Source organism: Neisseria blantyrii, assembly GCF_962747855.1.
Lineage (GTDB): Bacteria > Pseudomonadota > Gammaproteobacteria > Burkholderiales > Neisseriaceae > Neisseria > Neisseria viridiae.
Genome location: NZ_CAUIZY010000004.1, coordinates 127588 through 153878 on the forward strand (window position 1 = coordinate 127588; position 26291 = coordinate 153878).

The window sequence follows — 26291 nt, forward strand, 5'->3', positions numbered from 1 at the left end:
CTAACCCTCCGCCGTTTCAGGCGAGATGCGGATATTGACGGAAGTGCATCTTGCCCATTGGTCGGGTTGGACGACGGTCAGCGCGGGCGACTTTAAAACGACGTTGTATACGCCTGCCGCCTTCAATGCCGTCTGAATGTCCAGCGGCACGATGTCCGCGCCCAGTTTTTCGCGGCGTGATGCTTCGTAATCTGCCCAAGCCTGTTTTGCCGCCGCCAAAACTTCGGCGGCATCCGCGCCTGTAAACAGCGTGAGTTCCGCATCCAGCGTGTAATCGATAACAGAAGGGGCGGCAACGCTTACCGTGTCGCAAAGCGGGCGGACACGCTCGTCAGACAAAGCCCTCTGCACTTCGCCGATGAGTTCGGGAGACGGCAGTCCGTTTTTAGTTAGCACCGTTACCCGTACCCGGCCGCCGACCGGCTCGCCGCCTGCCGTTTTCAGGTTGCCGACATGAACGTCGCAAATGACAGGATTGACACGTCGTGCGAAGTATTCGTATGCGCCGACAGGCCCCGCCACGCTGAAACTTTCCGGGGCGAGCAGGATGCGTTGCCGATAAGCATCGTCCGACTCTTCGTCCGCACCGCCTGCCGATACTTCGATATTGGCGGCAGATACGCCGTCAATAGGACTGACCAAGGTATTGATTTGTCCTGCGGCAAAACCATTGCCGGACACACCTGTCTGCGTGCAGACAGCCTCCAAATCCAAAGTTCGGCCGGCCGGTAAGAGCGTGCCTTCCGATGCCGTCTGAAACACGGTCGCACCTGCGGCAATCTGCGTACTTTGCGGGATGACGACGGGTTCGCTGTGGGAAGCTGCAAGGGTAAAGCGGACAGTGCAGCGGGCGGCCGATGCCTCAAGGCGCGGCGTGTTCACATCGTCGCCGCACAAATCCAACATCAACCCCGTTGCAAAACGCGGGTGCTGCTGGCGGTAGGCTTCGTTCAAGGCTTTGCGGACCAGTATTTCGCGGTAGGCATAGGTGTTGATAATCAGACGCTCGTTCTTTTAAAACAATTAAAGCCTGACCAAGCTCAAACATCCCTTCCATTGTTTTGCGTGTTGCGATCTTGGCTCTCTCAACCCATACATCTTCATTGTAGGTTTCGCCGTTGCCCCATTGCTCCATCACCAGCACACTGTGCATCGCCGCCTGATTGCTGATTCCATTGCCATCTACAACTTCAATTTCATTGCTCATTTTTATCTCCACTTGTCCTGACGTAAGGACAAGTTAAAATTCAGGTTTCATCAAAAGTCCCGACGTCGGGACTTTTCCAATCCGTTCAAAAAGACTCCGCCCGTTCCAGGACTTCCGCCAGCCGGCGTTGCAGGTTTTCCTGCTGCTGCCGGAAGTGCTCCGCGATTTGCAGCGTCCGCACGCTGTAGGCATAGTTGCCGTTGTCCAGCCGTACCGCCAGCCCGGCCGCCATCAGGTCTTCCAAATCCCGGCTCACCTGCGTCGCCGTCAGTCCTAGGCCGTCTGAAAGCTCCTTATTGCTGATGCCGATTATCGGATGCGCGTCCATCGCCAAAAACACCCGCAACAGCCGCTGCGCCTTTTTACTTACCGCCATCCGCATCCTCCTTATTTCAGTCCCAGCTTCTTAGCAATTTCGTACCCCTTGCCGTAATTTGCTTTAGAAAAACCGTTTACTACACGGATTACTTCTTGCGGACGGTAACCATTTTCCCTTGCCCAACCGGAGAATGTGATTCCGTCATTTTTAAATTTTTCTTTCAATTCGTCTGGCGTAAGCATTTCTTTGGCCTGTATGCGGGAAAATTTCAGTATCCGTCCGTACGGTTGGTTAATACACTCATGATTAATCATCGCTTTTCTCCTTCAGCCCCAGCTTCACCGCCGCTTCGTGGCTTTTGCCGAAATTGCCTTTCAGCTTGCCGCGCAAGAGGTGTTCCACCGTGGTACGCTCCAGATTGAAATGTTTCGCCCAGTGCGCCTTGCACACGCCGTTGCGCTTAAACCATCTTGCCGCGCTCTCGCGCGTTTGCGGATAGGGAATAGGTTTGAAATTCAAAGGTTTTTCCATATTATTTACACCTTTCGTGTGATATAATGTGTTCGTTTTTCAAGATTATTCGGAGTCTTCGTGTGAATAAAGTATCAACCATCCTCCATATGACTCGTTCAGAATCCGAGTCTCTTCGTCGCTTAAGTCCTGTGTCTGACCGTTTATTAAACCTGCCAGACGGTCAGGCCGTTGCGGCGGCTGAATTTCGTGCGCTGCAAGCCATGTTTCATGATGTGCTTCAAGTATTGAGTACAGAACAGAAGCAGCAGCTTGCAGCGAAATGGTTTGATGAGCTGGTCGCGCCTGCGTGGCTGCAGGATGACGCAGTCGGCTTGGACGCACAATGCGATGACGCTGCAAATTCGGTACTACTCGCCGGCCTGCACGTGTTGGAACGCTACCGCGAACAGGATTAGGGGTCATTTTTTCGTCCCTTCTCGTGATGATTTAGGGTGTCTTGTGTTTCGATGTGGAAATTATAGGAAGAGTTCTTCCTATTCTGCAAGGATTATTTTATGAAGAACTCTTCCTTTTCTGGTAACAGATTGAAAGAAGAAAGAAAAAAATTAAAACTGACGCAAGCTGAAATTGCTGAAAAATGTGGGGTTTCAGGAAGAATGTGGGGGAATTATGAACGTGGCATTAGTCAACCCAAGACGGAACTTTTCTTCCAATTTGAAAAAGTAGGCATAGACGTTCAATACGTCATGCACGGCAGACGCGGCGAAACAGCGGTCATGCCGTCTGAATCCTTGAGTGCTGAAGAAAAAGAACTGCTTGCCCTGTTCCGTCAGCTCGGCAGCGGCAGCCGCAAAGAGCTTGCCGATTACGCCGCCTTCAAGCTGGCGGCAGAGAAAAAAGCCCAAGCCGCGCCTGGTAAAGTGGGCAACGGATAAAAAATGCCGTCTGAAATTTTCAGACGGCATTTAGGACACTCCGACAGTCGGGCTGCTCCGGTGTTCTGAAACAGATATTAAGCAATAGAAGCGGCCGTGCATTTTAAAGCGTATTAAAAACCACCCCGATATTCAGGTCATCGGGCAGGTGGTTCAGATTTCAAAAGACCTTAATTAACTTACAATAGGAAAAATGATGACAGAAACGAATTACTCTTTTGAAGGGCTGGTAATTGAAAAAATTATTACCCATCGTATTTATCCAAAAAATGAAAATAGAGAGCGTGTAGAACCTAAAATCAGTACACAGTTGATTGATTTGCCTATTACGGCAAGAAGAACATTGGAAAACAGGCTGACCAAAGCTTTGGGTAATAAATCTCATGGGATTGAAATGTCTATTGCCAATACGGCTGAAAATAGTTTTTTTCAGATAGCGGCAGCCATACAACTCAAAGACGAAGCAGAGTTTATTGAAGATTCCGCACAATTTGCCCACATGTTGACCGATGCACAACTGAATACGAATGCACCGGGTGGTATTTTGTTGGTATTAAAAGGTAGGGTTGGAGATACCGGCAAGCCGTTTTTATGTGTGATTAAGGCTGAGCCGCAAGATGGGTTCAGGACCAAAGAAGAGGATGACTTTATCACGATTGAATTCTTAGAAGAATTATTACTGACCGATTCAGCAAGATTATTCAAGATAGGTTTTTTGGTGGCTGAAACAGTAAGGCCGCAGGAGCAAATACAATCTGGGAATTATCGGGCTTTTTTGTATGACCATCTGATGACACAAACGGAAACCAGACCGGCAGCTTCCTATTTCTATCAAGTATTCTTGGGTATGAGTATAGCTGCTTCTTCCCGTAAATTGACGCAGAATTTTTTTGAGTGGACACGCAATTTTATCGATAACTCTGATTTAAGTGATGATGCAAAATTAGATGCGCATGAAGCATTGCGCGTTACATTGAAAAGTGCGGAAGCAACCATTAGTGTAAATAATTTTGCCCAAAATCATTTACCTCCAGAAAAACGAACAGCTTATACAGAATTTATGGTGGCAAAGGACTTTCCTCAAAATACCGTAAGTAAAGATATTGAATATATTAAAACTCGTTTACGCCAACGGAGGTCTTACGGATTTAGTAATGGTGTAGTTATCTTGACTCCTCCCGAGCATACTCAAGACTATATGGAAATTGCGCCAACGGAAGATGGGGAATATACTGTTGTCACAATTAAAGGACAGTTACAACAACAAAAATGAGTGATATTGATGATTTCAAAAGCTATTTAGAAAGCCACCAAGCGGCATTTGCCGCTTGGGGTAGATTTGTGGCTGAAGAAATTCAAAATCAATTATCTAATGTCATTTCTCCTGTTCCGGTTGCCAATTTTCTAAAAATTGAAGCAAAGCCTAGAGTCAAAGAGATTTCTTCAGCTCTGGCCAAGATTGGCCGAAAAAATTACACTTCACCTCAAACTCAAATGACTGACTTGGTCGGTGTACGTTTTGTGGTATTGCTTGCGGAACATATTCAAATAGTTTGTGAAATCATTGAATCCTCATCTCAGTGGAATGCTAAAGTTTCGAAAGATTTTGCAGATGACATTCAGCAAAATCCCAAAGCATTTGACTATCAATCCAAACATTACGAGATTCGTCCTAAACAAGCATTCATTACACCCGAAAATGTCAGCATCCCTTCTGATTTGTGCTGTGAAGTTCAGGTGCGTTCTTTACTCCAACATGCTTATGCAGAGCTGGTTCATGACAATATATACAAGCCTGACGGCAATGTTCCAAAGCAAGCAGAGCGCGAAGTCGCGAAGAGCATGGCTTTGATGGAAACTACAGATGACTTATTTAGTCGTACTCTGGCAATTTTGAAAGAAGCAAATCAACCACAAGAAGAACTTCTTCCCCAATTATCACAGCTTTATCAAGAGGAAATAGGGCTTATTCCTGAAGTTGATAAAAAAACCAATATGATTTTTCTAGAAACATTTCAATCCAGCATTGACCCTTCAAATATTCTTGCTAATATCCGGTCACTTTTGAATGAGAAGAAATATCTTGCTAATCGGATAAAAGAAAATGCTGAAGAAATGTATTTTTTCAGTCAGCCAGCAGCTTTGTTGGTTTATTGGCTGATTGAGAAAGTTGGTGCAGATGAAGTATGGAAAAAATGGCCTTTGCCTGCATACAACAAAAACCTGAAATTTATTTGTACTGATTTGGATAAGCAACCATCCCATGAACTCTTTTAACTCCCTTTAAAAGCCCCTTCAGACGGCCTTCCCTACAATCCCCGTATTGATTTCAACCTCAATACGGGGATTTTCCATGTCAGACAAATTCAATCAATTCATCAACCGCGTCCTCTCCCACGAGGGCGGTTACGTCAACCATCCCAAAGACCCCGGCGGCGAAACCAATTGGGGCATCACTAAGCGTACCGCAATGGCAAACGGCTTTAACGGTTCCATGCGTGCCATGACGCGTGAACAGGCTATCGGCATTTACCGAAAGGCGTTTTGGGAGCGTTACCGCGCCGACCAAATGCCGGAAGCGGTCGCGTTCCAATTCTTCGATGCCTGCGTCAACCACGGTTACGGCAATGCCGCCCGTATGCTCCAACGCGCCACAGGCGTGCCGGACGACGGCATCATCGGCGAAATCAGTCTCAAAGCCATCAATTCACTCCCCGAAAACGACCTTTTATTGCGGTTCAACGCCGAGCGTCTGGTCTTTTATACCAAGCTCGGTACGTTCACCTCTTTCGGCAAGGGCTGGGTACGCCGTGTGGCGCAAAACCTGATTCACGCGTCTGCAGATAACACTGATTAAAGGGAGACAAACCATGTCAAAAAAGTCACTCATCGCCCTAATGATCGCAGCCATGCAGCCCGATTTCAGCCACGGCGACCTAGGCATTCGCTACGCCATGCCGACTCAGGGATGTTGGACGCAAGCCCACCGCAAGAGCGGGGTAGCCGCCGCGAAACGCGCAGCCAAAAAAAAGCGTCGCAAATAACCGCCTTTTTCCAATGGCTGGGCGGCTTGGTCTCTAATCCGGCCACAGGGAAAATCAGCCATACCAAACTATGGGCAAACGTGGCAGCCGCTTCTATGACCTATAAGTTTTCTCAAACAGCAGATGCGCCGGAATGGCTCTGGTGGGCTTATGGCGCATTGGTCGGCGGGTATGCATTAATCAAACGCGGCATCGCCGCCGTACCGCAGTTGGCAGAAATCAAAAAATCCGCGAATGCGGAAGAATGGAGCGGCAATGATTGACTTTTTGTACAAAAACAAATCGGCATTGGCATGGCGTGCATTGATTGTTTTGGGCATTTGGCTAAACGGCTATCACTATGCCGCCGACAAAGCCGATGCCAAGCAAACCGCCCTGATTACCGCCTACCAAAACTCATCAAAGGCGGCAGCCAAACAATACGCCGACGAGCTTAAAAAAGCGCAGGCGGAAACGAAGCGTTGGCATGACTTCGCGCAGCGTCAAAGCATTGAGCTGGCATCCGCCCTGAGCGAACTGGATAAAACCAAAAACACTTTACAGGAGCAAACGCATGACACGATTAAAAAAGACGGCAATGGTTTTAACGGTATCGGCTCTAACAGCCTGCACCTCTACAACCGTGCCTTCGGATACCCCGATTAAAACCGTACCGACAGTGGATTTGCCGCCTGTATCTACCGGGCTGCTGGTCAAATACGAACGCCCCGAGCGTCCGACCGGCGGCTCACCCGAACAACTCTTGAACCATGCCGTGCGCTACGGTGAATACTGTCAAAAGCTCGAAATCCAAATTGAGGGCTGGCAGAACTGGTACACGAAAGGCCGTCTGAAAAATGACTGATTTTGCCGACCGCGCATCCGAACGCGAAGCCATCTTTCTCGCAGAATCCCTGGCAAAGCATCAACCGCCGTACCACGGGCAGGCTTCGCACTCTGAAACCACCGCCAGCCTAAGCCACTGTGAAGATTGCGGCAGCCCGATACCCGAAGCCAGGCAAAAAGCCGTCCAAGGCTGTACGCGCTGTGTTGTCTGCCAAGAATATTTTGAACACGGATTTCAGAGGTGAACAATGGAAAAAACCTTTATCCACATCGAATTTTGGCAGCTTGTCGGCTTTTTACTCTCCTTCCTCGGCATTTGTTTTACCTTCGGCAAAATGCTGCTGGCGCAATTCCGCGAGCAGCAGGACGAACGCCAAAAACAGCAGGAACGCCTGCAAGGCAAAGTCGAAATCATGGAAAACAAACTGGCGGAATTCAATGCCGGTCTGCCGCTGACCTATGTTTTGCGGGAAGACTACATCCGCAACCAGGTCGTCCTCGAAGCCAAACTCGACAACGTCGCCGAGAAACTCACTGAAATCTACAAAATGGAAAGCGTAAAGAAATGATTAGCCAGGAACTGATCGCTAAACAACGCCGCGAGGGGATGCGTTGGAACATCATCAACACCCTCAACAAAGCCCGTCCGCACACCACCAGCGAAACCTTCCTGCTGGACATTATGAACGCGATTTACCCGCAGACCACCGCCACCGAACTGCGCCAGCAGCTCGACTACCTTGCCGACCGCAAAATGGTCGAGCTGAATAAAGCACCGCACGGCTTGTGGTTTGCCGACCTGACCAGTTTGGGTGTCGATATTGCCGAATACACGGTCGAATGCCGCGCCGGTATCGCCCGTCCCGAAAAAGTGTGGAGCTGATATGGCCAAGCGCAGCACGATAGACCAATTGCCCGAAGCTGTCCGACACGAATTTGAGCGCAAACTCGTCGAAAACGGTTTTGCCGACTATCAGGCACTGGCGGAATGGTTGCAGCAGCAGGGCTACGAAATCAGCCGTTCCGCCGCTCACCGCTACGGGCAGAAAGTCCAGCGTCGGTTTACCGCCATCAAAAACAGCACCGAAGCGGCACGCCTGATTGCCGAAGGCGCAGCCGATGAAGGCGATACACGCTCCGAAGCCCTGATGGCGATGTTGCAGACCGAATTGTTCGAGGCATTGGTGCAAATCGGCGAAATGCCGTCTGAAGAACTGAACGCGCTCGACCGCTTCGGCATCATGAGCGAAGGAGCGCGCAAAATCAGCGGTCTGATTACCGCCGGAACGCGCCTGAAAGAATATCAGGCAAAAGTTAAAGCCAAAGTCGCAGCCGCCGCCGAAAACGTGGCCAAGCAGGCAAAAAAAGGCGGGCTGTCCGACGCGGCTGCCGAAGCCATCCGCAAACAGATTTTAGGTATCGCATCATGACCCTGCACAAAACCGAAGACCGCACGCCATCGGCATTGCTGCCGTATCAGCAGCGTTGGTGCGCCGACAATGCTCCCGTCAAACTCTGCGAAAAATCCCGACGCATCGGTCTGAGCTGGGGCGAGGCTGCCGACACCGCCTTACTTGCCGCCTCATCGGGCGGCATGGACGCATGGTACATAGGCTACAACAAAGACATGGCCTTGGAGTTTATCCGAGACTGTGCAGGCTGGGCGAAGTTCTACGGTTTGGCGGCAGGCGAAATCGAAGAGACCGAGGAGGTGTTCGTCGAGGGCGACGACAAAAAATCCGTCCTCGCCTTCGTCATCCGCTTTGCCTCCGGCTGGCGCGTTACCGCCTTATCCAGCCGCCCCTCAAACCTTCGCGGCAAACAGGGGCGTGTCATCATCGACGAGGCGGCGTTCCACGAGCAGCTCGGCGAATTGCTCAAAGCGGCAATGGCATTGCTGATGTGGGGCGGGCAAGTACACATCATCTCTACCCATGACGGGGTGGACAATCCGTTCAACGAGCTGATTACCGACATTCGTGCGGGCAAAAAACCTTATTCCATCCACCGCATTACTTTCGACGAGGCTGTTTCAGACGGCCTCTACCGCCGCATCTGCCTGCGTTTGGGCAAAGAGTGGACGGCAGACGGCGAAGCTGCGTGGTGCAAGGAAATCCGCGATTTCTACGGCGAAGATGCCAGCGAAGAGTTGGACTGCATCCCTAAAAACGGCGGCGGCAAATGGCTGAACCGTGCCTTAATTGAAAGCCGTATGAGTCCCTACACGCCCGTTGTCCGATACGACCGGACCGACGATTTCGGCCTCTTGCCCGAGCCGCGCCGCGCCGCCGAAGTAGCAGACTGGATAGCCGACACCCTGCAACCGCTTTTAGACGGTTTGGACAAAACCCGCGTTTCCTTCGTCGGCGAAGACTTCGCCCGCTCAGGCGACCGCACCGTTATCGTCCCTTTATTGCAGCAGCCTAATTTAAGCCTTAAGCCGCCGTTCGTGTTGGAGTTGGGCAATATGCCCTTCGCCCAGCAGGAGCAGATTATGAAACACCTGTTGCACGGCTTACCCAATCTGCGCGGTGCGGCATTGGATGCCCGAGGCAACGGACAATCCATCGCCGAAGCCATGCGCGACGAGTTCGGCGCGGAAGTGGTGGAAGCCGTGATGCTGTCGGAAAACTGGTACCGCACCCATACCGCGCCGTTCAAAGCCGCCCTCGAAGACGGCACGTTGGACGCAATCCCCAAAGACGAAGACATCCTGACCGACCTGCGCGCCTTCGAGCTGGTCAGAGGCGTGCCGCGCATCCCCGATGTACGCACCAAAGGTCAAGACGGCAAAAAACGCCACGGCGACGCGGCGATTGCCTTTGTCCTTGCCCATTACGCCAGCCGCGAGCTGAATACCGGCCCAATACGCGTAGCCAGCCGCCGAATCCGCCGAAAAAGCACATTAACCAAAGGTTATTAAGGTATTTAAGAGTACATATCATGCCCAAACCCCACCTCAAACTCAAAACCAGCCAAGGCATCATGACCTTCAAGCCGCAGGATTTATCTGCACATCTCGCCGTTTCCCGCCCGTTTTTCAGCGGTTTCAACGGCTGGCTGCCTAATCCCGACCCTGTTTTGCGCAAAATGGGCAGGCAAATCTCCATTTACCGCGAGCTGATGCGCGACCCCTTGGTCGGCTCGCTGGTGCGCCGCCGAAAAGCAGCTGTCGCCCGCCTCGAATGGCGGATTGAGGGCGACGACACCCCTAAAAATGTCCGGGATTTTGTCGATAGCTGGCTGGCTGAAACCGATGTTTACCGCCTGATTAAAGACGTTTTAAACGCCGTTTTTTACGGCTACCAGCCCATCGAACTGATTTGGCGTACCGATTCTGCATGGCTGCCTGACAAAATCATCGCCAAGCCGCAAGAGTGGTTCGCCTTCAACGACGAAGGCGAGCTACGTTACATCCAAAACGGGCTGACCGATACCGTTCCTCCGCCTTATAAGTTTCTTTGCCCGACACATGAGGCAGATTATCTAAACCCCTACGGTTTGGGCGATTTGGGCTTGGTTTTTTGGCTGGTCACCTTCAAACGCGGCGGCCTTAAATTCTGGATGCAGTTCACCGAAAAATACGGTGCCCCTTGGCTGATTGGTAAAGAACCGCGTTCCAATACCCCGCAGGATACCGACAAGCTGCTGGATGCGCTCGAAGCCCTGATCGGCAACAGCGTCGGCACCATTCCCAATGATTCCAGCGTCGAAATCCACGAGGCAAGCGGCAAGTCCTCATCTATTGATGCCTACGACAAGCTCATCCGTTATTGCCGCTCTGAAATCAGCATTGCGCTGCTCGGACAAGACCAAACCACCGAAAAAGACAGCACGCACGCCAGCGCGACCGCAGGCTTGGAAGTAACGGACGACATCCGCGACAGCGACAAACGAATCGTGGAGACAACATTCAATCAGTTGATAGAGTGGATGGTAGAGATAAATTTCGGAGACGTTGTCCGTCCGAAATTCGTGCTGTTCGAAAATGAGGAAAGCGGCACCAGAGAGCGTGCCGAACGGGATAAGATGATGGTGGATGCCGGTGCCAAGTTTACCAAGCAATACTGGCAGCGCACATACGGTTTGGAAGATGGAGATTTGCTTGAGGGTGTTCAAGCAAGCCCGGAGGCAAAAGCTGCCGACTTTACCGAGGGCGATTTGACGGATGCAGGTTTGGTCATCGACGGACTCGCCCCTAACTCAGACCGTCTGAATACACAAGGCGACCTGCTGACTGCCATCCTAGTGGCCGAATTAAGTCGTGGAGAAACTGCCGAAAACCTGCTCGACCGTCTGTCTGCCGCCTATCCGAATATGGACGATACCGCCTTGCAAAACGAGTTGGCGCACCTGATTTTCCTTTCCGACTTGGTCGGCAGGATTGAAGTAGCACAGGAGCTTAAATCATGAACCCCGAAGATATTAAAGCCGTCTTCGGCATGAAACCCGAAGCCGCCGTCGCCTATCTCAAGCAAAAAGGCATTGCCGTATCTTGGGACTGGCAGGATATGTTGGACGACGCGCACGCCACTGCCTTTACAGTGGCCAAAACCGCCAAAATGGATGTGCTCTCCGATATCTATTCCGCCGTCGTCGATGCCGCCGAACAAGGCCGGACGCTGGAAGAGTTCAGCCGAGAACTCGCCCCCGTTCTACAGCGCAAAGGCTGGTGGGGCAGGCAGGAAGTTCAAAATCCCGAAGGAGAAACCCAAAGCGTACAGCTCGGTAGCCCCTACCGCCTGAAAACCATCTATCTGACCAATATGCAGTCGGCCTACATGGCGGGCCGCTACGCCGAAATGATGAACTCCATCGACACGCACCCTTATTGGCAGTACGTCGCCATCAACGACAGCCGCACCCGCGAAACCCACCGTATGCTGCACGGTCGCGTCTATGCGGCCGACGACCCGGTGTGGGACAGCCTGTATCCGCCCTTGGATTACCGTTGTCGCTGCCGTGTCAAACCCCTTTCCCGCAGTGTGGGAGAAAGCCGTGTCCAACCCAGACCGACTCTTGAGTCCATCACCGTCGATATAGGCTCAAACCCTTATACCGGAGAGGCACGCTATGCCCGGCGCACCGGCATCCGCGTGAATAATAAATTCATCGCACCAAACGCAGGCTTCAATGCCAACCAAGGTAAATCCATGCTGTCCCGTATGGCGAAAATCGCAGTGGATAAGGCGCAGGTAACCCATCCGGACATCGCCCGCATTGCCCTGAAAACGATGATGGGCAACGACAGATTCAAAAACGCCCTGTCCACCGCTTCGCTGACTTGGGTGCTTAAACTGTTAAAAGGCTGATTATGCTGGAAATCAAACTCGATGCTGCCAAACTCGAACACGGTCTGAGTACGCTCCTTAAAAACGCCGCAAACACCCGCCCCATGATGCGCGGTATTGCCACCGAGTTGCTATCTATAACCGAAGAAAACTTCGAATCCGAAAGCTGGGGCGAGCAGCGGTGGAAACGAAGTCGGCGTGCCGCAGATGAGGGAGGCAAGACCCTGCAAAAAAGCGGGCAACTTGCCGCCAGCCTGACTACACAGGTTGGCAGCAACTATGCCCGAATCGGCAGCAACAAAAAATACGCCGCCATCCACCACCTCGGCGGACGATCAGGGCGAGGTCACAAAACCAACCTTCCAGCACGCCCCTATCTCCCCATCAACGGCAACAACCAACTCCAACCCGGTGCCGAACGCAGAATCCTCGACATCGCCATCGCCGCCCTCAAAAAAGGACTTTGGCAACAAAAAACGGACGATAAAAACACCGTCCGTTTTTATTGCAATATTTGCAACTCCCTTGCATTTTTCCCATCCCACAAAATCCCCCGTCATCCTCTTTCGTCCCATTTTTCTCATCAACACCTATATATTTATCTCATTAGGTTTCAAGAGAAAGTTAAGCCTGATGGCATTGTGTACACAGATACCTTTCATAGTTATGATGCGCTTGATGTCAGTGAATTTAGATATTTTCGCATCAATCACACCACGCATTTTGCTGAAACTCATCACCACATAAACAAAAGCTACTGGCAGAAAACCAGTAGCTTTTGTTTATCTTGTCATACATTATTCGCTTCAATTGCATCAAAACGAATAACTTACCTGAAATCCCGTTACCCATTTCTTCGTCTGAAAATATTCAGGCTTTTTCAATGCATGGCTCGCAAATATATCGTAATACAGTTGTCCGCCTGCTTTCATTTGCCCACGTACACCAATGGCCGCACCAGCCAAAGTTTGTCCTAATAACCATTGTGCCGATTGTCCTGAAACGTATCCCACATCTGCACCCAATGCTCCTGCTAGGGCATTGTTGTCTCCTGCTACTACAACCGCTGCTTCTAAATACCGCGTAGGCAAAGATATACGCGTTTTTTTGTCCTGTGCTTAATTCTTCTTGCTTGGTTTTTCTGGTGCGTTGATTTTCTTTTTTTACACAGGCAACACATAAGTCGGCATCAGGCAATAGGCACTTGACGATGCTTAGGCGACTGATACCACAACCAAGTGATGGCACCGAGTGCTTCGCTTTCGTTATATGGCTCACTGGGATAGAGCTTGGTTGAGAGGATGTTTAGGGTTGAGATGGTGAGCATAGTTTATAGGGGGGGTAAAACAAAAAAGTAAGTGTAAGTGGTTTTAAGGCTGCCTGAAAATAAGTAAAAAGCAAAGTAAGGAACGCGTGGGTATCAGCACCCCCTACCATGCAAGTTCACACTTTATTTTCATAATAATCTGTTACTGCTTTTGATGAAAGTGGGGCATTGCATCGATTACAATAATGAATAAATGGAACTACTCCTTGATTGCAGGCTATTTCTTGATTATCGACACTGATTACTTTTCCATTAAACTGTTTTTGAAATCTGTGGCAATAGGGGCAAATAGTTAAAAAAACTGTAGAAATCACACTATATACACCGAGCAATACAAATAACAGCATGAGCCAATCCATTAATTTATTGAAGTTAGAGATATGAAAAATTTGATATTTCTGTAAAAAAGCCAATAATCCCGTAAAACCTGTATAAAAATATACAATTTTTGATGGTATCAATCTTCGTTGGAATCTTACGGCGATTTTTAGCTCACTTTCTCTGTTTTCAGGCTTAAATGGCATAATTTTGTCATAGTTATTCGTATCCATTGCTTATTTCCTTTTGCTTGGTTTTTCCGGTGAGTTGATTTTCTTTTTTTACATAGGCAACACATAAGCCGGCATCCGGCAATAGGCACTTGGCGATGCGTAGGCGACTGATACCACAACCAAGTGATGGCACCGAGTGCTTCGCTTTCGTTACATGGCTCATTGGGGTAGAGTGGCAGGCATGATTTAGGGTTAGGTGGATTAAAACAAAAAAGGCAGGTAAGTAGTTTTAATGCTACGCTAGTTACATGATGAATCCGGATATTTCCACTCGATAGCCAAAGAATCTATTTTAACTGTCTTATCAAATTCAGTTATTAATTTATATTCATATATTAAAGACTCCCCATTCCTACAAGCATTAACAAATCCGAAAAGGCTCTGTCTCCGATCGATTAATAGAGTTAATTTTTTTAGTTCGGAGTCCGAACCTTTAACATAAAAAGTCACAAAAGTTGTAGGACCTCTTGTAAATGAATTACTATCAGATACTTGATATGGTTCAACCATAGTCGGTATTTCAGAGAATATCCTTTGCACCCTTTCCCCATTATCCGTTTTGTAACCTAATTTACCTTCCTGTTGAGCTTCTGTTATCAATAATGCAAAACAAATTCCAAACATAATTACTATACAGCCAGCTATAGTATTCAGATTTTTATTAATAAGATGGGATAACATTAAATTTATCTCCAATACTGGGTAAGTTTGCAGGAATAGATACTTGAATATTGCTAGGTTATCCTATTTATTGATTGGGGCTGTCCTAGATAACTAGGGAAATTCAAATTAAGTTAGAATTATCCCTATGAGAAAAAGTCGTCTAAGCCGGTATAAACAAAATAAACTCATTGGGCTATTTGTTGCAGGTGTAACTGCAAGAACAGCAGCAGAGTTAGTAGGCGTTAATAAAAATACCGCAGCCTATTATTTTCATCGTTTACGATTGCTTATTTATCAAAACAGTCCGCATTTGGAAATGTTTGATGGCGAAGTAGAAACCGATGAAAGTTATTTTGGCGGGCAACGCAAAGGCAAACACGGTCGCGGTGCTGCCGATAAAGTCGCCGTATTCAGTCTTTTGAAGCGAAATGGTAAGGTAAGTGGTTTTAAGGCAGCCTGAAACCGAGTTCAGAGAAACCAAAACCGCGTGTGCATGAATGCACATCCTACCATTTCACTTTTTTGGTTGGTTACACAGGCTATGCTGGCTAGTAGTGCCAGTTAATCTACATCTTGATAAAGTTTATCTATAAAACTATCGAAATCAGGTACGATGGGAACTGTAATCATCTTGGTATTACCTAGTTCATCTTCGTAAAATTCATCATGATACATAAGTACGATGGATGGATTACTTGAATTTTTACGGTAATCAAAACAAATATAATCGCCATTTGCACTTATTCCAAATGCAACAACTTGGTTTCCATAGCCATATTCATCATCAATGCATGAATAGGTATAGATATTTTCATGACTGGAGGCATCTTTTTTATATCCTAAAAATAAAACAATCTTCTTCGGGATATAAATAATCATGTTCACTTATCAAATATATATACGATTTAGGGAATGTTACACCTAAATTTTCTGCAAATTTTTCAATGATTGAAGCAGAAACTTTTCCTTCATCTCTCCAGATATTTAATTTTTTCATTATTCATTTCCTTGATTAACATCCTTTTTTAATGCATTTTGACCAGTATGTCTAACTGCATCATGTATTTCCAACGGTACTAGCCGCATGTTATTTGGTGCACTTTTTAGTTTGGTTACACGGGATATGCTGGTTGGTTATTGTTAAATAGTAACAACATACCTAATCTCGTATGAGTTACCTAACTCAACTTTTAATTGAGAAAAAAGCTCTGCCCCCATTTGTATGAAGTATTTTTCTTCTTCTTTACTATTAAAAACAGAGCTTGCTGGATCAGCCATATTTAGAATATTGTCATACAATTCTGCCCAATGATAGAGTTTCATTTTTAATTCATTGGAAATGGGTAAACTGGCAGGGTCAATATCTCCCATATTAATACCATCATCATGCCATAATGGATAACAAAAATAGTCAGCCATTAATCTAATTTTAATTTTCATTTTACAAATTCTCGAGGGTTTGCCCCCACAATGTAACCATTATCACCAATGGTAATTGCCACCTTAACTTCCCTACCATTATGGTTCACTTGATAAATTGGTCTACCTAGACCTTTTTCTTGATAGCCAATTATTTTCCCATCTCTTATTGCCTTTAATAAAAAACTGGGTATTTCAGATTCATGCACCCCAATACTTGCGAATTCTTTAGCATGAGCCAAAATATGTTGTAATCCAGATGCTGCATTTCCTTTTTCTAAAAAAACCACTTTTTCTGATGAAATACGAACAGTCGCCACTAAATCTTCAGGAGTAAATTTTACGACATTTGACTTAAGTATAGAAACATCTGCTTTATTAATTAGCTGGGTAGAATCTCTAGGAAAAATAGCTAATTTAGAATAATTTCCTAATAAGTTGGGTTTCAGCGGATCGTCTTTTTTAGCTGCTTCTTGAAGCGCTTCATCCGCTGTGGCAATCGGCATCAAACCGCACAACAGCACGTAATCCGCCCTGTCCTTACCGCACGGATATTCGGCAATCGCCAGATTCCTCCCTTTTTCTGGACACGTGTCTTTTTGGTAGTTCAGATTTTCCGTATCCGCTTCTCAACCGGCTTCGCGCAGTTGGGCATCAATCAACAGCAGGCGGATTTGTTTTTCATCCAAATCCCGCATCTGGAGGCTGTGGGCAAAATGTGTGTCCAATTGGTCGCGGCGTACCTGTTGTTCTTTTTCGCTTTTCGCCACCAATTCCGCGCGCAATTTTGCCAATTCCGCTTCTTGCGCTTTCAACAGGCGTTGCTCTTCTCCGTTGGAAACCGACGGATTTTCTAGCGTACTTTGTGTCTGCAAATAGGCAGGATTAAAGGCTTCCGACACAAAATCTTCCTGCCCGTCGGCAAAAATGCGGCAAAACCACAATGCAATCTGCCACGCCGCCATCAAACTTTCTACCGCCGCTTTACGGTCGTCGTTAAATACGTGCGTTGCCGCATTGCCGGACTTACGCAAGCTGTGGAAAAGATGCAGCATATCTCGATTAATGCCATAACATGCAACTGTTTGAGCAGATCCGACTACGAACCGTTTTCCGACTCCGCCAGTCCATAGTTTGCCGCCACGGTTTTCGCCGTCAGCTTGGCAAACTGACGGGTTTTCATCACCAACGTATTGGAATCGTCGGCAAAATAGCGTTCTGCATTGCGCACAAGCGTAAACAGAATGGGGAAATCGGATTGGAAAAAGGTCAAGTTCGACCGCATCGGCAACTTCCTCGATACGGATTAGCGGTTATTCTTGGCTTTCTTTATTTTGATGGAAACGGATTTTTTACTTTTCCCCTCCTGCTCTTTCCCGCCTTTTTCCAATTTGCCGTTTGACGGGGCATTTTTCTTGGATGGTTTGGCTTTTTTCCTTTTGGGTTCCGCATTGGGTATTTTGTTTTTTCCGGAATACTTTCTGCCGGACGTGCCACCCGTAATCAGGACAAAATCGATTTTTCCGTCATCCAAATCGGCGCGCGCGACCCGGACGGCAACCCTGTCCCCCATATTGAAACGGATGCCGCTGCGTTCGCCTTCGATTGCCATGATTTCGGGGCGGAAGTTGAAATAGTCTTCGCCCAAATCGCTGATGTGTACCAAGCCGTCAATGTGGATGCCGTCCAAGGTAACGAAGAGGCCGAAGTTGGTCATGCCGGAGATTTTGCCTTCGAATATTTCGCCGACTTTATCGCGCATATAATAGGTTTTCAGCCAGTTTTCTACGTCGCGGCTGGCGTCGTCGGCACGGCGCTCACAGAACGAGGTATACATGCCCAAAGCCTGCCAACTCTTGTTTGGCGTGTAGGTTTGCTGGTTCAACACGGCTTTGATGGCGCGGTGTACGGTCAGGTCGGGATAGCGGCGGATGGGGGAGGTGAAGTGAGCGTATGCTTCATAAGCCAAACCGAAATGCCCTTCGCAATGCGGTTCGTAAACTGCCTGCTGCATGGAGCGCAGCATCATCACTTGCAGCAATTCGGTATCGGGCCTGCCTTTGAATTGTTCGGCAAGTGCGGCATAGTCTTTCGGCGACGGGTTGTCGCCGCCGCCAAGTTGAAGCCCCAACAGACCGAGCTGCTCGCGCAGGGTGGCGAGTTTTTCGGGTGTGGGACCCAAATGGTTGCGGAACAAAGCCGTATGCTTGTTTTTCAACAGAAAATCCGCCGCGCAAACATTCGCCGCCAGCATACATTCTTCAATTAGCTTATGGGCATTATTGCGGACGACGGGGACGATTTTTTCAATTTTGCCGTTGTCGTCGAAAAGCATTTGGGTTTCGACGCTTTCAAACTCCACCGCACCGCGTTCAAAGCGTTTTTTCTGAAGGATTTTGAAGAGTTTGTAGAGTGTGTCGATTTGGGCTTTGTGCGGATGGTCGAGGTCGTCTGAAATCCATTTCCAAACTTGGTTGTAGGTCAGGCGGGCATGAGAGCGCATCACAGCGGGATAGAAGCGGTATTCTTTGATATTGCCCGCATAGGTAACGACCATATCGCACACCATACACAAACGCTCGACATCGGGATTGAGCGAGCAGATGCCGTTGGACAGGTTTTCCGGCAGCATCGGAATCACGCGGCGTGGGAAGTAAACACTGGTGCTGCGTTCCTGAGCGTCCGTGTCGATAGCGTCATCGGGGCGGACATAATGGCTGACATCGGCAATCGCCACGACCAGACGGTAATTGCGTCCGATTTTTTCGGCAAACACCGCGTCGTCGAAATCGCGCGCCGTTTCGCCGTCTATCGTTACCAAAGGCAGGTCGCGCAAATCGACGCGGCCTTTCAAATCGCTTTTGCGTACATGGTCGGGAATTTTTTTCGCGGCTTTGGCACACGCTTCGCTGAATTGGTGTGGTAAATGGTGTTTGCGCACGGCAATTTCGATTTCCATGCCGCTGTCGGCATAATCGCCCAATACTTCAATGATTTTCGCTACGGCTGGGCGGTTTTGCTCAGGATAAGTCTCGATTTCGCCGACGATGACCTGACCGATTTCGGGTTTGAAATGCGCCACGCCGTCCGGTTCCAACACGATGCTTTGGTTCAGACGCTTGTCTTCCGGCTCCAAAATCGCCACGCCCCTATCCATATAGAAACGGCCGACAACTTTGCTTTGCGCGCGTTCTACAATATCCAAAACCGTACCTTCGCGGCGGCCTCTGCGGTCGATACCGGCAGGGCGGACGGTAACAATGTCGCCGTGCATGATGCCACGCATTTGGCGTTCGTATAAAACAAAATCGCCGTCTTTGGTGGGTGTGAGCGGTACGGCGAAGCCGAAACCGTCTTTATGTGCCTCGACACGGCATTTGACCAAATCCAATTTGTCCGCCGCGCAGACCGCACCGCGACGGTTGATTAAAACCTGACCGTCCCGTGCCATCGCTTTCAGACGACGTTCAAAAAAGACATACTCGTCTTCCGTAATCGACAGCTCGCGTGCAAGCGATTCGATTTTTGAAGGCACACCTTTGCGCTCCAACAATTCGATTATCCATTCCCTACTTGGCAAGGGATGTTCATAACGCTGTTTCTCTCGACTCAAAAACGGGTCTTTTTCCCGTAAATTTAAATATTTAATATTTTTATTCATTTTGACCGTTGACATTCTTTTTATGACCTATATAATAGCGACTTCTTTGCGGAAGGACACTGTACCGCAAAACAGTAAATAAAGCAAAGCCCAGGTGGCGGAATTGGTAGACGCGCTAGCTTCAGGTGCTAGTATCCTCACGGGTGTGGAAGTTCGAGTCTTCTCCTGGGCACCAATCATGCTTTGCTTTATTTAGATATTTATATTGCCCAGGTGGCGGAATTGGTAGACGCGCTAGCTTCAGGTGCTAGTATCCTCACGGGTGTGGAAGTTCGAGTCTTCTCCTGGGCACCAATAATAATTTATCCTGTTAAGGATAAATTCCGCCATTAGAGAGGTGGATGAGTGGTTTAAGTCGCACGCCTGGAAAGCGTGTATACGTGAATAGCGTATCGAGGGTTCGAATCCCTTCCTCTCTGCCAAATACGAATCCCAAACTTTTACAGTTTGGGATTTTTTATTATTCAAACAATAATTTCATTGGGAAAATCCGTTATTGTCTATAATCGTCATCAACCGTTTACAACTATCCGTTACCGTTTTTATGGTATGTTTTGCGGTATGTTTTACCCTCTTCCTAAGCCTGTAAGGACTCAAAAGGTGTACCCCTTCAAACGGCATTGTTCCACATGCTGCAAACCGAAAACCGATATGGCTGCACCGCATTCCAATCCGACCAACCTTTCAGAATACATCAGAACCTTAAAACGTGATTTGCCGTTCGGGGTTTCTGTTGCGGGCGAAGGGCTGCTGTTCCGGCATTCCGTTCTGCGCGGCAGGTTGTTTCAGCCGCTGCTTGCGCTGTTTTTTGGTCTGCTGCTTTGGATAGGCGGCGGAAACCAGTTGCTCGAATGGGGTGTTCCTCCCGTATCCGATTCGGTTTACAGCGTCTTGACGGCGGGTTTTGCCGTGTTTTGGATGTGGCGCATGGAGCGTTGGTGGTATGCCCTGACGACGTGCAAATCGGTTTATATTGATGATAAGGAACTGGTTGTTTATGGTGCGTTCGGGCGTGTCCGTTATCGCGGCAGGCATGATGCGGCATATTCCGTCCATGTGCTTCCGCATTCCCTCTACCAATGGCTGACCGGAGGCGTTGCGCTGCTGACCGGCCCGAGCGGACGCGGTGTGTGGACGGGCATCGTTTTGGGGCTGCACCGCCATAACCTCGGTGCGACGATGGCGCGGAAAACGCTGGCAGACCTGCCGGAGCAGCATCCTTAAGACGCGGCACTTCTGCGTTCAGACGGCATTGTTCTTGAAAACACCATAGACAATACCGCCCAACTGGTATAGTGTTCGTCCTGCTGCGGCATCTTTCCGATGACGCATTTTTTCAATATTAATTATCCGACTTACAAAGGTAAAAACATGACTGTCCGTACCGAACACGACTTATTGGGCGACCGCGAGATTCCCGCCGAAGTATATTGGGGCATCCACACGCTGCGCGCCATTGAAAACTTTAAAATTTCCACACAAAAAATTTCCGACGTGCCGCAGTTTGTCCGCAGTATGGTGATGGTCAAAAAAGCGACCGCGCAGGCAAACGGAGAATTGGGTGCAGTAAAACCCGAAATCGCCGCCGCCATTGAAAAGGCTTGCGACGAAGTTCTGCTGAACAACCGCTGCCTCGACCAATTCCCGTCCGACGTGTATCAGGGCGGCGCAGGTACTTCGGTCAATATGAACACCAACGAAGTCATCGCCAACCTTGCATTGGAAGCCTTGGGATATGAGAAAGGCCGCTACGACATCGTCAATCCGATGGATCACGTCAACGCCAGCCAATCCACCAACGATGCCTATCCTACGGGCTTCCGCCTTGCCGTGTATTACAGCATCGGCGAATTGCTGGAAAAACTGACCGTATTGAAAAACGCCTTTGCCGCCAAAGCCGAAGAATTTAAAGACGTTTTGAAAATGGGGCGCACCCAGCTTCAAGATGCCGTACCGATGACGGCGGGACAAGAATTCCAATCTTTCCAAGTGTTGCTGGAAGAGGAAATCCTCAACCTTGACCGCACGCGCCAACTGCTCTTGGAAGTCAATTTGGGCGCAACGGCAATCGGCACGGGCGTGAACACGCCCAAAGGCTACGCCGAACTGGTGGTCAAAAAACTCTCCGAAGTCAGCGGCTTGCCTTGCAAACTGACTGAAAACCTGATCGAAGCAACCTCCGACTGCGGCGCATATGTGATGGTACACGGCGCATTGAAACGCACGGCGGTCAAACTCTCCAAAATCTGCAACGACTTGCGCCTGCTTTCTTCCGGCCCGCGCGCCGGTTTGAAAGAAATCAACCTGCCCGAATTGCAGGCCGGTTCTTCCATTATGCCCGCCAAAGTCAATCCCGTGATTCCCGAAGTCGTCAACCAAGTCTGCTTCAAAGTCATCGGCAACGACACGACGATTACCTTCGCCGCCGAAGCCGGGCAACTGCAATTAAACGTGATGGAGCCGGTCATCGCCCAATGTATGTTTGAAACGATTTCCCTCTTGGGCAATGCCGCCGTCAACCTCGCCGAAAAATGCGTCAAAGGCATTACGGTCAACCGAGAAATCTGCGAGCGGTATGTCTTCAACTCCATCGGGTTGGTTACTTATCTGAATCCGTATATTGGACACCACAACGGCGATTTGGTCGGCAAAATCTGCGCCCAAACCGGCAAAGGCGTGCGTGAGGTCGTTTTGGAACGCGGGCTGTTGAGTGAAGAAGAACTCAACCGCATCCTCTCTCCTGAAAACCTGATGAACCCCCATCTGTAACGTTGCAGGCAAATGCCGTCTGAAGAAGGGATGCTGCTTCAGACGGCATTTTCGGCATTCAATGCTGTTTTAGCCGCCACCCGATTCCGGCGGTTTGTCGGAAAAAGCCGGTTATTTCCCTTCGGGCAAAAATCTATCTTATTAATAAAAAAACAATTATTTAAAACCATTCCTTAAAACGCGCCCGCGCGGTATACGGACGCGCGGGATTATATGCCGAACAGTGCCTTGACTTCCGCCCAATAAAACAGGCAGGCGATGGAACACAGTGCCAACACGATTCCCGCCGTATTGATTGTGTTGATTTTTTCCTTAAAAAACAGTGCGCCCGAAAGCGTCCCCAAAACAATCACGCCGATATTCATACCTGCAAAAACCAAGGTCGGATTGTCCTTCATCATTTGGTGCGCGGTGATGTAGGTTACGATATTCATAAAATTCAAACCGCCCAAGAGTATGCCGCCAACCACACTCTCAACGCGCCATCTGACCGATTTGGCAAACAGGCAGGCAAACATCAGCACACCCGCCAGCACAAATGCAATCAGCAGGTTGCCTGAAAATGCCGTGCCGCTTTTGGCAAGCTGTTTGAACAGGATGTCGATAATCCCGTAACCCGCCCACACGCCCAGCAGCAAGGCCGCCTGCCGCCACGCGCTGCCTGATTTTTTGCCGCTGTCGCTTTTCCAAAGCAGGCAGAACAGCGCGGCAAATGCGAGGCACAGCCCGATCAGTTTGCCTTCGCTGAGTTTTTCGCCAAACAGCGTCAAGGCGGCAACAATCGGCAAAAACAGCGACAAACGCTGCGCCGCGTCGGATTTGACGATACCTGCGGCTTCTACGGATTTGCCCATAATGACAAATACGGACGGCAGCAGCACGCCCAAAGCGGCAAACAGCCACCATGTCGGCAAAAATGCGCCGATATTGCCGACATCCGGCTTCAATACCAGCAAAGTCAGTATGACCGCGACGACATAATTGACGGCGACCGCCTGCGCGATGTCGATTTTTTTCTTCCTTGCCATTTTCAGCAAAATGGAAACCGACACGCTGAACACGATGCTGATTAACAGGTAAGCCATACTATATCCATTTCTCGGGTGCAACCGCCCTGCCGTCGTTGAAGCGGATAAAGCCGGCGATGATGCGGTAGAAATACCAGACGGTCGTTGCAATAATAATCAGTACGCCGATGCCGAAACGGGCAGTCAGCGCGCCCAAAAGATAAAGCCAAAATGTGCGCCAAAAGGTTTTAATCAGGTATTCGGTATGCGCGGCATAGGCAATGCCGTCCAAACTGTTCCGTTTCATATAGGCGAGAATCACGCCGACTATGGGCATGAACTGCATAATTGCACCCAAACCGAACAGGATGTAGGCGGCGAGGACATAGTTGCGCCCGCTTCCGCCGCTGGACGGTTCGTAAGCATGGCGCGAACGTGAAGCCTGCCGTTCAAACGCCTGTTCGCGGCGCATCTGTTCGCGGTAAAACTGCTCCCTGCGCGCCTGTTCGCGGCGGAATGCCTCTTCCTGCCGCCCGCGTTCATTATGCCGTCTGAAGGACGCGTCGCATTGCGTCCGTTTCGACAGGTCGGAAAGCGTATCGTAAGCCCGTTGGATTTCTTTGAACTTTTCTTCCGCCTGCGGATTGCCCGGATTGCGGTCGGGATGGTATTTCATCGCCAGCTTGCGGTAGGCGCGTTTGATTTCGTCCGCCCCCGCCTGCGGCGACACGCCCAATACGGCATACAAATCTTTGTCCATATTGCTCCTTTATAGAGGATTAACAAAAATCAGGACAAGGCGACGAAGCCGCAGACAGTACAAATAGTACGGAACCGATTCACTCGGTGCTTCAGCACCTTAGAGAATCGTTCTCTTTGAGCTAAGGCGAGGCAACGCTGTACCGGTTTTTGTTAATCCACTATACTTCCCCGTCAAACCGCCGCCTGTATTGTTTTCGGGTTCAAAATATTTAAATCTCCGGGACGGATGCCGATAATGAACCCGCGTTTTCCGCCGTTGATATAGATGGTTTCCAAATCCATCACCGACTGTTCGACGTAAATATCCAACTTTGTCCTGATGCCGAACGGCGTTGTGCCGCCGACCAGATAGCCCGTCCACTTGTTTGCCTGTGCGGGCGTGGCGGGTTCGATGTGTTTCACACCCAAATGCCGCGCCAGATTGCGGGTTGAAATCTGTTTGTCGCCGTGCATCAAGACAATCAGCCCCTTGCCGTTTTCATCTTGCAAAACAATGGTTTTAATGACCAAGTGTTCGTCTTTGCCGAACAGTCGGGCAAACTGCGCCGTGCCGCCGTGTTCCTCATAGGCATAGGTAAAAGGTTCAAATTCGATGCCGTTTTCACGCAAAACGCGCACGGCAGGTGTTATCGGATAAGTGTGTTTACTCATTTTTCGTCATGCAAAACGTGGAAATCGGTCAAGCGCAATGTTACCATATATCCCCTTTATCGAAGGAAACCGATATGGATATCCGATATTTCGGCACAACGCCCCGCTATTCCGAAGCCGTCGGCGCAAACGGCTTGATTTTCCTCTCCGGCATGGTTCCCGAAAACGGTGAAACGGCTGCCGAACAGACTGCCGACGTGCTTGCCCAAATCGACCGCTGGCTGGCGGAATGCGGCTCGGACAAGGCACACGTTTTGGATGCGGTCATCTATCTGCGCGATATGGGCGACTATGCGGAAATGAACGGCGTGTGGGACGCTTGGGTTGCCGCCGGCAGAACGCCCGCCCGCGCCTGCGTGGAAGCGCGGCTCGCCCGTCCGGAGTGGCGTGTCGAAATCAAAATAACCGCTGTGAAGAAAGATGCGGCAACCGCATAAACAGATTTCCTTTATATTTCAGAGTACGCAAATGATGAAAACCTTACTGCCCTTTTTCGGCGTGACACGCGTCAGCGGCGAAGACCGCCAAACCTTCCTGCACGGACAGCTTTCCAACGACATCAATAATCTTCAGACCGGGCAGGCGTGTTATGCGACTTACAACACGCCCAAAGGCCGCGTCATCGCCAATATGATTGTTGTCAACCGAGGCAGCGATTTGCTACTGATTATGGCGCAAGACCTGCTTGAAGCAACGGTCAAACGCCTGCGGATGTTTGTGTTGCGTGCCAAAGTTGTTTTTGAAATCCTTGAAGATTACGCCGTCGGCGCGGAATTGGAAGCATCCGCCGAACCGCTTGCCGCGCAAGAACCCAGTCTCGCCTTTACCGCCGGATGCGTTTCAGACGGCATCTGTTCCGTCGTCCTGCCTCATCGGGGCATTTTGCACATTGCCCCCAAAAACGCCCTGCCCCCTTATGATGCCGCCGCCGAAAACGCGTGGCGGCTGCACGAAATCCGCAGCGGTTATCCGTGGATATGCGCGGCTACCAAAGAAACCGCCGTCGCCCAAATGCTCAACCAGCACATCATCGGCGGCGTACACTTCAAAAAAGGCTGCTACCCCGGTCAGGAAATCATCGCGCGCGCCCAATATCGCGGTCAGGTCAAACGCGGCTTGGCGGTGTTGTCGGGAAACTCGGCAGCCGAAGCGGGCATCCTGCTGACGGCGGACGGCGAAGAGGCCGGCATCGTACTCGACTGCGTTAAAGGTTCGGAAAACTTTACCGCCCTTGCCGTAATTAAATTCTCCGCCGCACAAAAAGAACTGACCGTCCCAAACGGCGGTATCTTCAAAGCGGTTCATTCCTTCTTTAGATGAGAAATATGACAGAAATAAGGTGGAGGAATAATCAAGTTATCAGCATTGAGACTAAACGAAAGGATG

33 protein-coding genes, 3 tRNA genes and 8 pseudogenes are annotated in these 26291 nt (G+C 49.4%); 26 read left to right on the forward strand and 18 right to left on the reverse strand.

The annotated features are described in order from the left end of the window. The 5 genes and pseudogenes from Q9J80_RS05300 to Q9J80_RS05320 form a co-directional block, all read right to left on the reverse strand. Positions 1-1008: pseudogene (locus Q9J80_RS05300) on the reverse strand (baseplate assembly protein); the annotation flags it as partial. 1 nt (position 1009) lies between these two features. After that, positions 1010-1207, reverse strand: a pseudogene (locus tag Q9J80_RS05305) (hypothetical protein); the annotation flags it as partial. Positions 1208-1292: 85 nt separating this feature from the next. Beyond that, the gene (locus Q9J80_RS05310) at positions 1293-1583 is read right to left on the reverse strand and encodes a helix-turn-helix domain-containing protein (RefSeq protein ID WP_301670019.1); all 291 of its coding nucleotides are present in this window, start codon (positions 1581-1583) and stop codon (positions 1293-1295) included. Between the two features lie 11 nt (positions 1584-1594). Next, positions 1595-1840 carry a DNA-binding protein gene (locus tag Q9J80_RS05315; protein ID WP_308446908.1) on the reverse strand — a complete coding sequence of 82 codons (246 nt, stop codon included), beginning with the start codon at positions 1838-1840 and terminating at the stop codon, positions 1595-1597. Beyond that, the gene (locus tag Q9J80_RS05320) at positions 1833-2057 is read right to left on the reverse strand and encodes a DNA-binding protein (protein WP_301670020.1); all 225 of its coding nucleotides are present in this window, start codon (positions 2055-2057) and stop codon (positions 1833-1835) included. Before Q9J80_RS05320 ends, Q9J80_RS05315 begins: the two co-directional genes overlap by 8 nt. Positions 2058-2188: 131 nt before the next feature. Here Q9J80_RS05320 and Q9J80_RS05325 point away from each other — a divergent pair, with 131 nt between their 5' ends. From Q9J80_RS05325 to Q9J80_RS05410, 18 genes and pseudogenes are all read left to right on the forward strand, one after another. Next, positions 2189-2455 (forward strand): hypothetical protein, encoded by a 267-nt coding sequence (locus Q9J80_RS05325; protein ID WP_301673776.1) that lies wholly within the window; start codon positions 2189-2191, stop codon positions 2453-2455. A 99-nt stretch (positions 2456-2554) separates the two neighbouring features. Beyond that, positions 2555-2662: pseudogene (locus Q9J80_RS05330) on the forward strand (helix-turn-helix domain-containing protein); the annotation flags it as partial. Between the two features lie 114 nt (positions 2663-2776). After that, a complete protein-coding gene (locus tag Q9J80_RS05335; RefSeq protein WP_301670080.1) occupies positions 2777-2935 on the forward strand; it encodes a hypothetical protein in 159 nt (52 codons plus the stop codon). 193 nt (positions 2936-3128) lie between these two features. Continuing rightward, entirely contained in the window at positions 3129-4208 is a 1080-nt protein-coding gene (locus Q9J80_RS05340; protein WP_301670022.1) for a nucleoid-associated protein, read from the forward strand. Next, positions 4205-5212: a GTP pyrophosphokinase gene (locus Q9J80_RS05345; RefSeq protein ID WP_301670023.1), complete on the forward strand. Its 1008-nt coding sequence runs from the start codon at positions 4205-4207 to the stop codon at positions 5210-5212. The genes Q9J80_RS05340 and Q9J80_RS05345 overlap by 4 nt, the downstream gene beginning before the upstream one ends. A 76-nt stretch (positions 5213-5288) precedes the next feature. Beyond that, positions 5289-5792, forward strand: a complete 504-nt coding sequence (locus Q9J80_RS05350) for a glycoside hydrolase family 108 protein (protein ID WP_301673775.1) — start codon at positions 5289-5291, stop codon at positions 5790-5792. A gap of 111 nt (positions 5793-5903) precedes the next feature. Beyond that, positions 5904-6242, forward strand: coding sequence for a hypothetical protein (locus tag Q9J80_RS05355; protein ID WP_301673774.1), 339 nt, complete (start codon positions 5904-5906; stop codon positions 6240-6242). Further along, positions 6235-6624 carry a hypothetical protein gene (locus Q9J80_RS05360; protein WP_061704865.1) on the forward strand — a complete coding sequence of 130 codons (390 nt, stop codon included), beginning with the start codon at positions 6235-6237 and terminating at the stop codon, positions 6622-6624. The genes Q9J80_RS05355 and Q9J80_RS05360 overlap by 8 nt, the downstream gene beginning before the upstream one ends. Next, positions 6602-6823, forward strand: coding sequence for a hypothetical protein (locus Q9J80_RS05365; RefSeq protein ID WP_019272454.1), 222 nt, complete (start codon positions 6602-6604; stop codon positions 6821-6823). The genes Q9J80_RS05360 and Q9J80_RS05365 overlap by 23 nt, the downstream gene beginning before the upstream one ends. Next, a complete protein-coding gene (locus Q9J80_RS05370) occupies positions 6816-7049 on the forward strand; it encodes a TraR/DksA family transcriptional regulator (protein ID WP_019272453.1) in 234 nt (77 codons plus the stop codon). Before Q9J80_RS05365 ends, Q9J80_RS05370 begins: the two co-directional genes overlap by 8 nt. Positions 7050-7052: 3 nt before the next feature. Further along, positions 7053-7373: a hypothetical protein gene (locus Q9J80_RS05375; protein ID WP_013448349.1), complete on the forward strand. Its 321-nt coding sequence runs from the start codon at positions 7053-7055 to the stop codon at positions 7371-7373. Next, positions 7370-7687 (forward strand): hypothetical protein, encoded by a 318-nt coding sequence (locus Q9J80_RS05380; RefSeq protein ID WP_013448348.1) that lies wholly within the window; start codon positions 7370-7372, stop codon positions 7685-7687. Before Q9J80_RS05375 ends, Q9J80_RS05380 begins: the two co-directional genes overlap by 4 nt. Before the next feature lies 1 nt (position 7688). Next, positions 7689-8234 carry a DUF3486 family protein gene (locus Q9J80_RS05385; protein WP_301673773.1) on the forward strand — a complete coding sequence of 182 codons (546 nt, stop codon included), beginning with the start codon at positions 7689-7691 and terminating at the stop codon, positions 8232-8234. Then, entirely contained in the window at positions 8231-9727 is a 1497-nt protein-coding gene (locus Q9J80_RS05390; RefSeq protein WP_301673772.1) for a terminase large subunit domain-containing protein, read from the forward strand. The genes Q9J80_RS05385 and Q9J80_RS05390 overlap by 4 nt, the downstream gene beginning before the upstream one ends. A 20-nt stretch (positions 9728-9747) precedes the next feature. Beyond that, positions 9748-11217 carry a DUF935 domain-containing protein gene (locus Q9J80_RS05395; protein WP_304672789.1) on the forward strand — a complete coding sequence of 490 codons (1470 nt, stop codon included), beginning with the start codon at positions 9748-9750 and terminating at the stop codon, positions 11215-11217. Continuing rightward, a complete protein-coding gene (locus tag Q9J80_RS05400) occupies positions 11214-12116 on the forward strand; it encodes a phage head morphogenesis protein (protein ID WP_301673771.1) in 903 nt (300 codons plus the stop codon). Before Q9J80_RS05395 ends, Q9J80_RS05400 begins: the two co-directional genes overlap by 4 nt. A 2-nt stretch (positions 12117-12118) precedes the next feature. Continuing rightward, positions 12119-12535 (forward strand): annotated as a pseudogene (locus Q9J80_RS05405) (phage virion morphogenesis protein); the annotation flags it as partial. Positions 12536-12709: 174 nt separating this feature from the next. Further along, a pseudogene (locus tag Q9J80_RS05410) lies at positions 12710-12862 on the forward strand (IS1595 family transposase); the annotation flags it as partial. A gap of 422 nt (positions 12863-13284) precedes the next feature. Here the strand turns inward: Q9J80_RS05410 and Q9J80_RS11020 are convergent. The 4 genes from Q9J80_RS11020 to Q9J80_RS05420 form a co-directional block, all read right to left on the reverse strand. Beyond that, a complete protein-coding gene (locus Q9J80_RS11020) occupies positions 13285-13422 on the reverse strand; it encodes a toxin-activating lysine-acyltransferase (RefSeq protein WP_500796404.1) in 138 nt (45 codons plus the stop codon). A 116-nt stretch (positions 13423-13538) separates the two neighbouring features. Then, positions 13539-13973 (reverse strand): hypothetical protein, encoded by a 435-nt coding sequence (locus Q9J80_RS05415; RefSeq protein ID WP_301673770.1) that lies wholly within the window; start codon positions 13971-13973, stop codon positions 13539-13541. Beyond that, a complete protein-coding gene (locus Q9J80_RS11025) occupies positions 13910-14092 on the reverse strand; it encodes a hypothetical protein (RefSeq protein WP_500796405.1) in 183 nt (60 codons plus the stop codon). Before Q9J80_RS11025 ends, Q9J80_RS05415 begins: the two co-directional genes overlap by 64 nt. A 121-nt stretch (positions 14093-14213) precedes the next feature. Then, positions 14214-14654, reverse strand: coding sequence for a hypothetical protein (locus tag Q9J80_RS05420; protein ID WP_301673769.1), 441 nt, complete (start codon positions 14652-14654; stop codon positions 14214-14216). A 127-nt stretch (positions 14655-14781) separates the two neighbouring features. On the opposite strand from Q9J80_RS05420, the pseudogene Q9J80_RS05425 reads away from it, so the two are divergent. Continuing rightward, positions 14782-15075: pseudogene (locus tag Q9J80_RS05425) on the forward strand (IS1595 family transposase); the annotation flags it as partial. A gap of 122 nt (positions 15076-15197) precedes the next feature. Here Q9J80_RS05425 and Q9J80_RS05430 read toward each other — a convergent pair. The 6 genes and pseudogenes from Q9J80_RS05430 to rnr form a co-directional block, all read right to left on the reverse strand. Next, positions 15198-15633: pseudogene (locus Q9J80_RS05430) on the reverse strand (SMI1/KNR4 family protein). 143 nt (positions 15634-15776) lie between these two features. After that, positions 15777-16076 carry an immunity protein CdiI family protein gene (locus Q9J80_RS05435; protein ID WP_301673768.1) on the reverse strand — a complete coding sequence of 100 codons (300 nt, stop codon included), beginning with the start codon at positions 16074-16076 and terminating at the stop codon, positions 15777-15779. Continuing rightward, positions 16073-16672, reverse strand: a pseudogene (locus Q9J80_RS05440) (hypothetical protein); the annotation flags it as partial. The gene Q9J80_RS05435 and the pseudogene Q9J80_RS05440, both read right to left, overlap by 4 nt. A gap of 12 nt (positions 16673-16684) precedes the next feature. Next, the gene (locus Q9J80_RS05445) at positions 16685-17110 is read right to left on the reverse strand and encodes a hypothetical protein (protein WP_301673766.1); all 426 of its coding nucleotides are present in this window, start codon (positions 17108-17110) and stop codon (positions 16685-16687) included. Positions 17111-17154: 44 nt separating this feature from the next. Beyond that, the gene (locus Q9J80_RS05450) at positions 17155-17340 is read right to left on the reverse strand and encodes a hypothetical protein (RefSeq protein WP_301673765.1); all 186 of its coding nucleotides are present in this window, start codon (positions 17338-17340) and stop codon (positions 17155-17157) included. Between the two features lie 21 nt (positions 17341-17361). Then, on the reverse strand, positions 17362-19716 hold the full coding sequence (rnr, locus tag Q9J80_RS05455; RefSeq protein WP_301673764.1) for a ribonuclease R: 2355 nt from the start codon (positions 19714-19716) through the stop codon (positions 17362-17364). Positions 19717-19804: 88 nt separating this feature from the next. On the opposite strand from rnr, the gene Q9J80_RS05460 reads away from it, so the two are divergent. The 5 genes from Q9J80_RS05460 (at position 19805) to aspA (ending at position 22485) form a co-directional block, all read left to right on the forward strand. Further along, positions 19805-19891, forward strand: a tRNA-Leu gene (locus Q9J80_RS05460). Positions 19892-19923: 32 nt separating this feature from the next. Then, a tRNA-Leu gene (locus Q9J80_RS05465) sits at positions 19924-20010 on the forward strand. A 37-nt stretch (positions 20011-20047) separates the two neighbouring features. Next, positions 20048-20138 (forward strand) — tRNA-Ser (locus Q9J80_RS05470). A 229-nt stretch (positions 20139-20367) separates the two neighbouring features. Next, positions 20368-20940: a hypothetical protein gene (locus Q9J80_RS05475; protein WP_301673763.1), complete on the forward strand. Its 573-nt coding sequence runs from the start codon at positions 20368-20370 to the stop codon at positions 20938-20940. A gap of 147 nt (positions 20941-21087) precedes the next feature. After that, on the forward strand, positions 21088-22485 hold the full coding sequence (gene aspA, locus Q9J80_RS05480) for an aspartate ammonia-lyase (protein WP_301673762.1): 1398 nt from the start codon (positions 21088-21090) through the stop codon (positions 22483-22485). Positions 22486-22694: 209 nt separating this feature from the next. Here aspA and Q9J80_RS05485 read toward each other — a convergent pair whose 3' ends face one another. The 3 genes from Q9J80_RS05485 to ybaK form a co-directional block, all read right to left on the reverse strand. Next, positions 22695-23570, reverse strand: a complete 876-nt coding sequence (locus Q9J80_RS05485) for a DMT family transporter (protein ID WP_301673761.1) — start codon at positions 23568-23570, stop codon at positions 22695-22697. A gap of 1 nt (position 23571) precedes the next feature. After that, on the reverse strand, positions 23572-24252 hold the full coding sequence (locus Q9J80_RS05490) for a DnaJ domain-containing protein (RefSeq protein WP_301673760.1): 681 nt from the start codon (positions 24250-24252) through the stop codon (positions 23572-23574). A 173-nt stretch (positions 24253-24425) separates the two neighbouring features. Next, on the reverse strand, positions 24426-24905 hold the full coding sequence (gene ybaK / locus Q9J80_RS05495; protein WP_304672791.1) for a Cys-tRNA(Pro) deacylase: 480 nt from the start codon (positions 24903-24905) through the stop codon (positions 24426-24428). A 74-nt stretch (positions 24906-24979) separates the two neighbouring features. Between ybaK and Q9J80_RS05500 the strand changes: the two genes are divergently transcribed. Together Q9J80_RS05500 and ygfZ are read left to right on the forward strand one after the other, a co-directional pair. Beyond that, entirely contained in the window at positions 24980-25342 is a 363-nt protein-coding gene (locus Q9J80_RS05500; protein WP_002217102.1) for a RidA family protein, read from the forward strand. 34 nt (positions 25343-25376) lie between these two features. Then, positions 25377-26225: a CAF17-like 4Fe-4S cluster assembly/insertion protein YgfZ gene (gene ygfZ, locus Q9J80_RS05505; RefSeq protein ID WP_304672794.1), complete on the forward strand. Its 849-nt coding sequence runs from the start codon at positions 25377-25379 to the stop codon at positions 26223-26225. Positions 26226-26291: the final 66 nt, after the last annotated feature.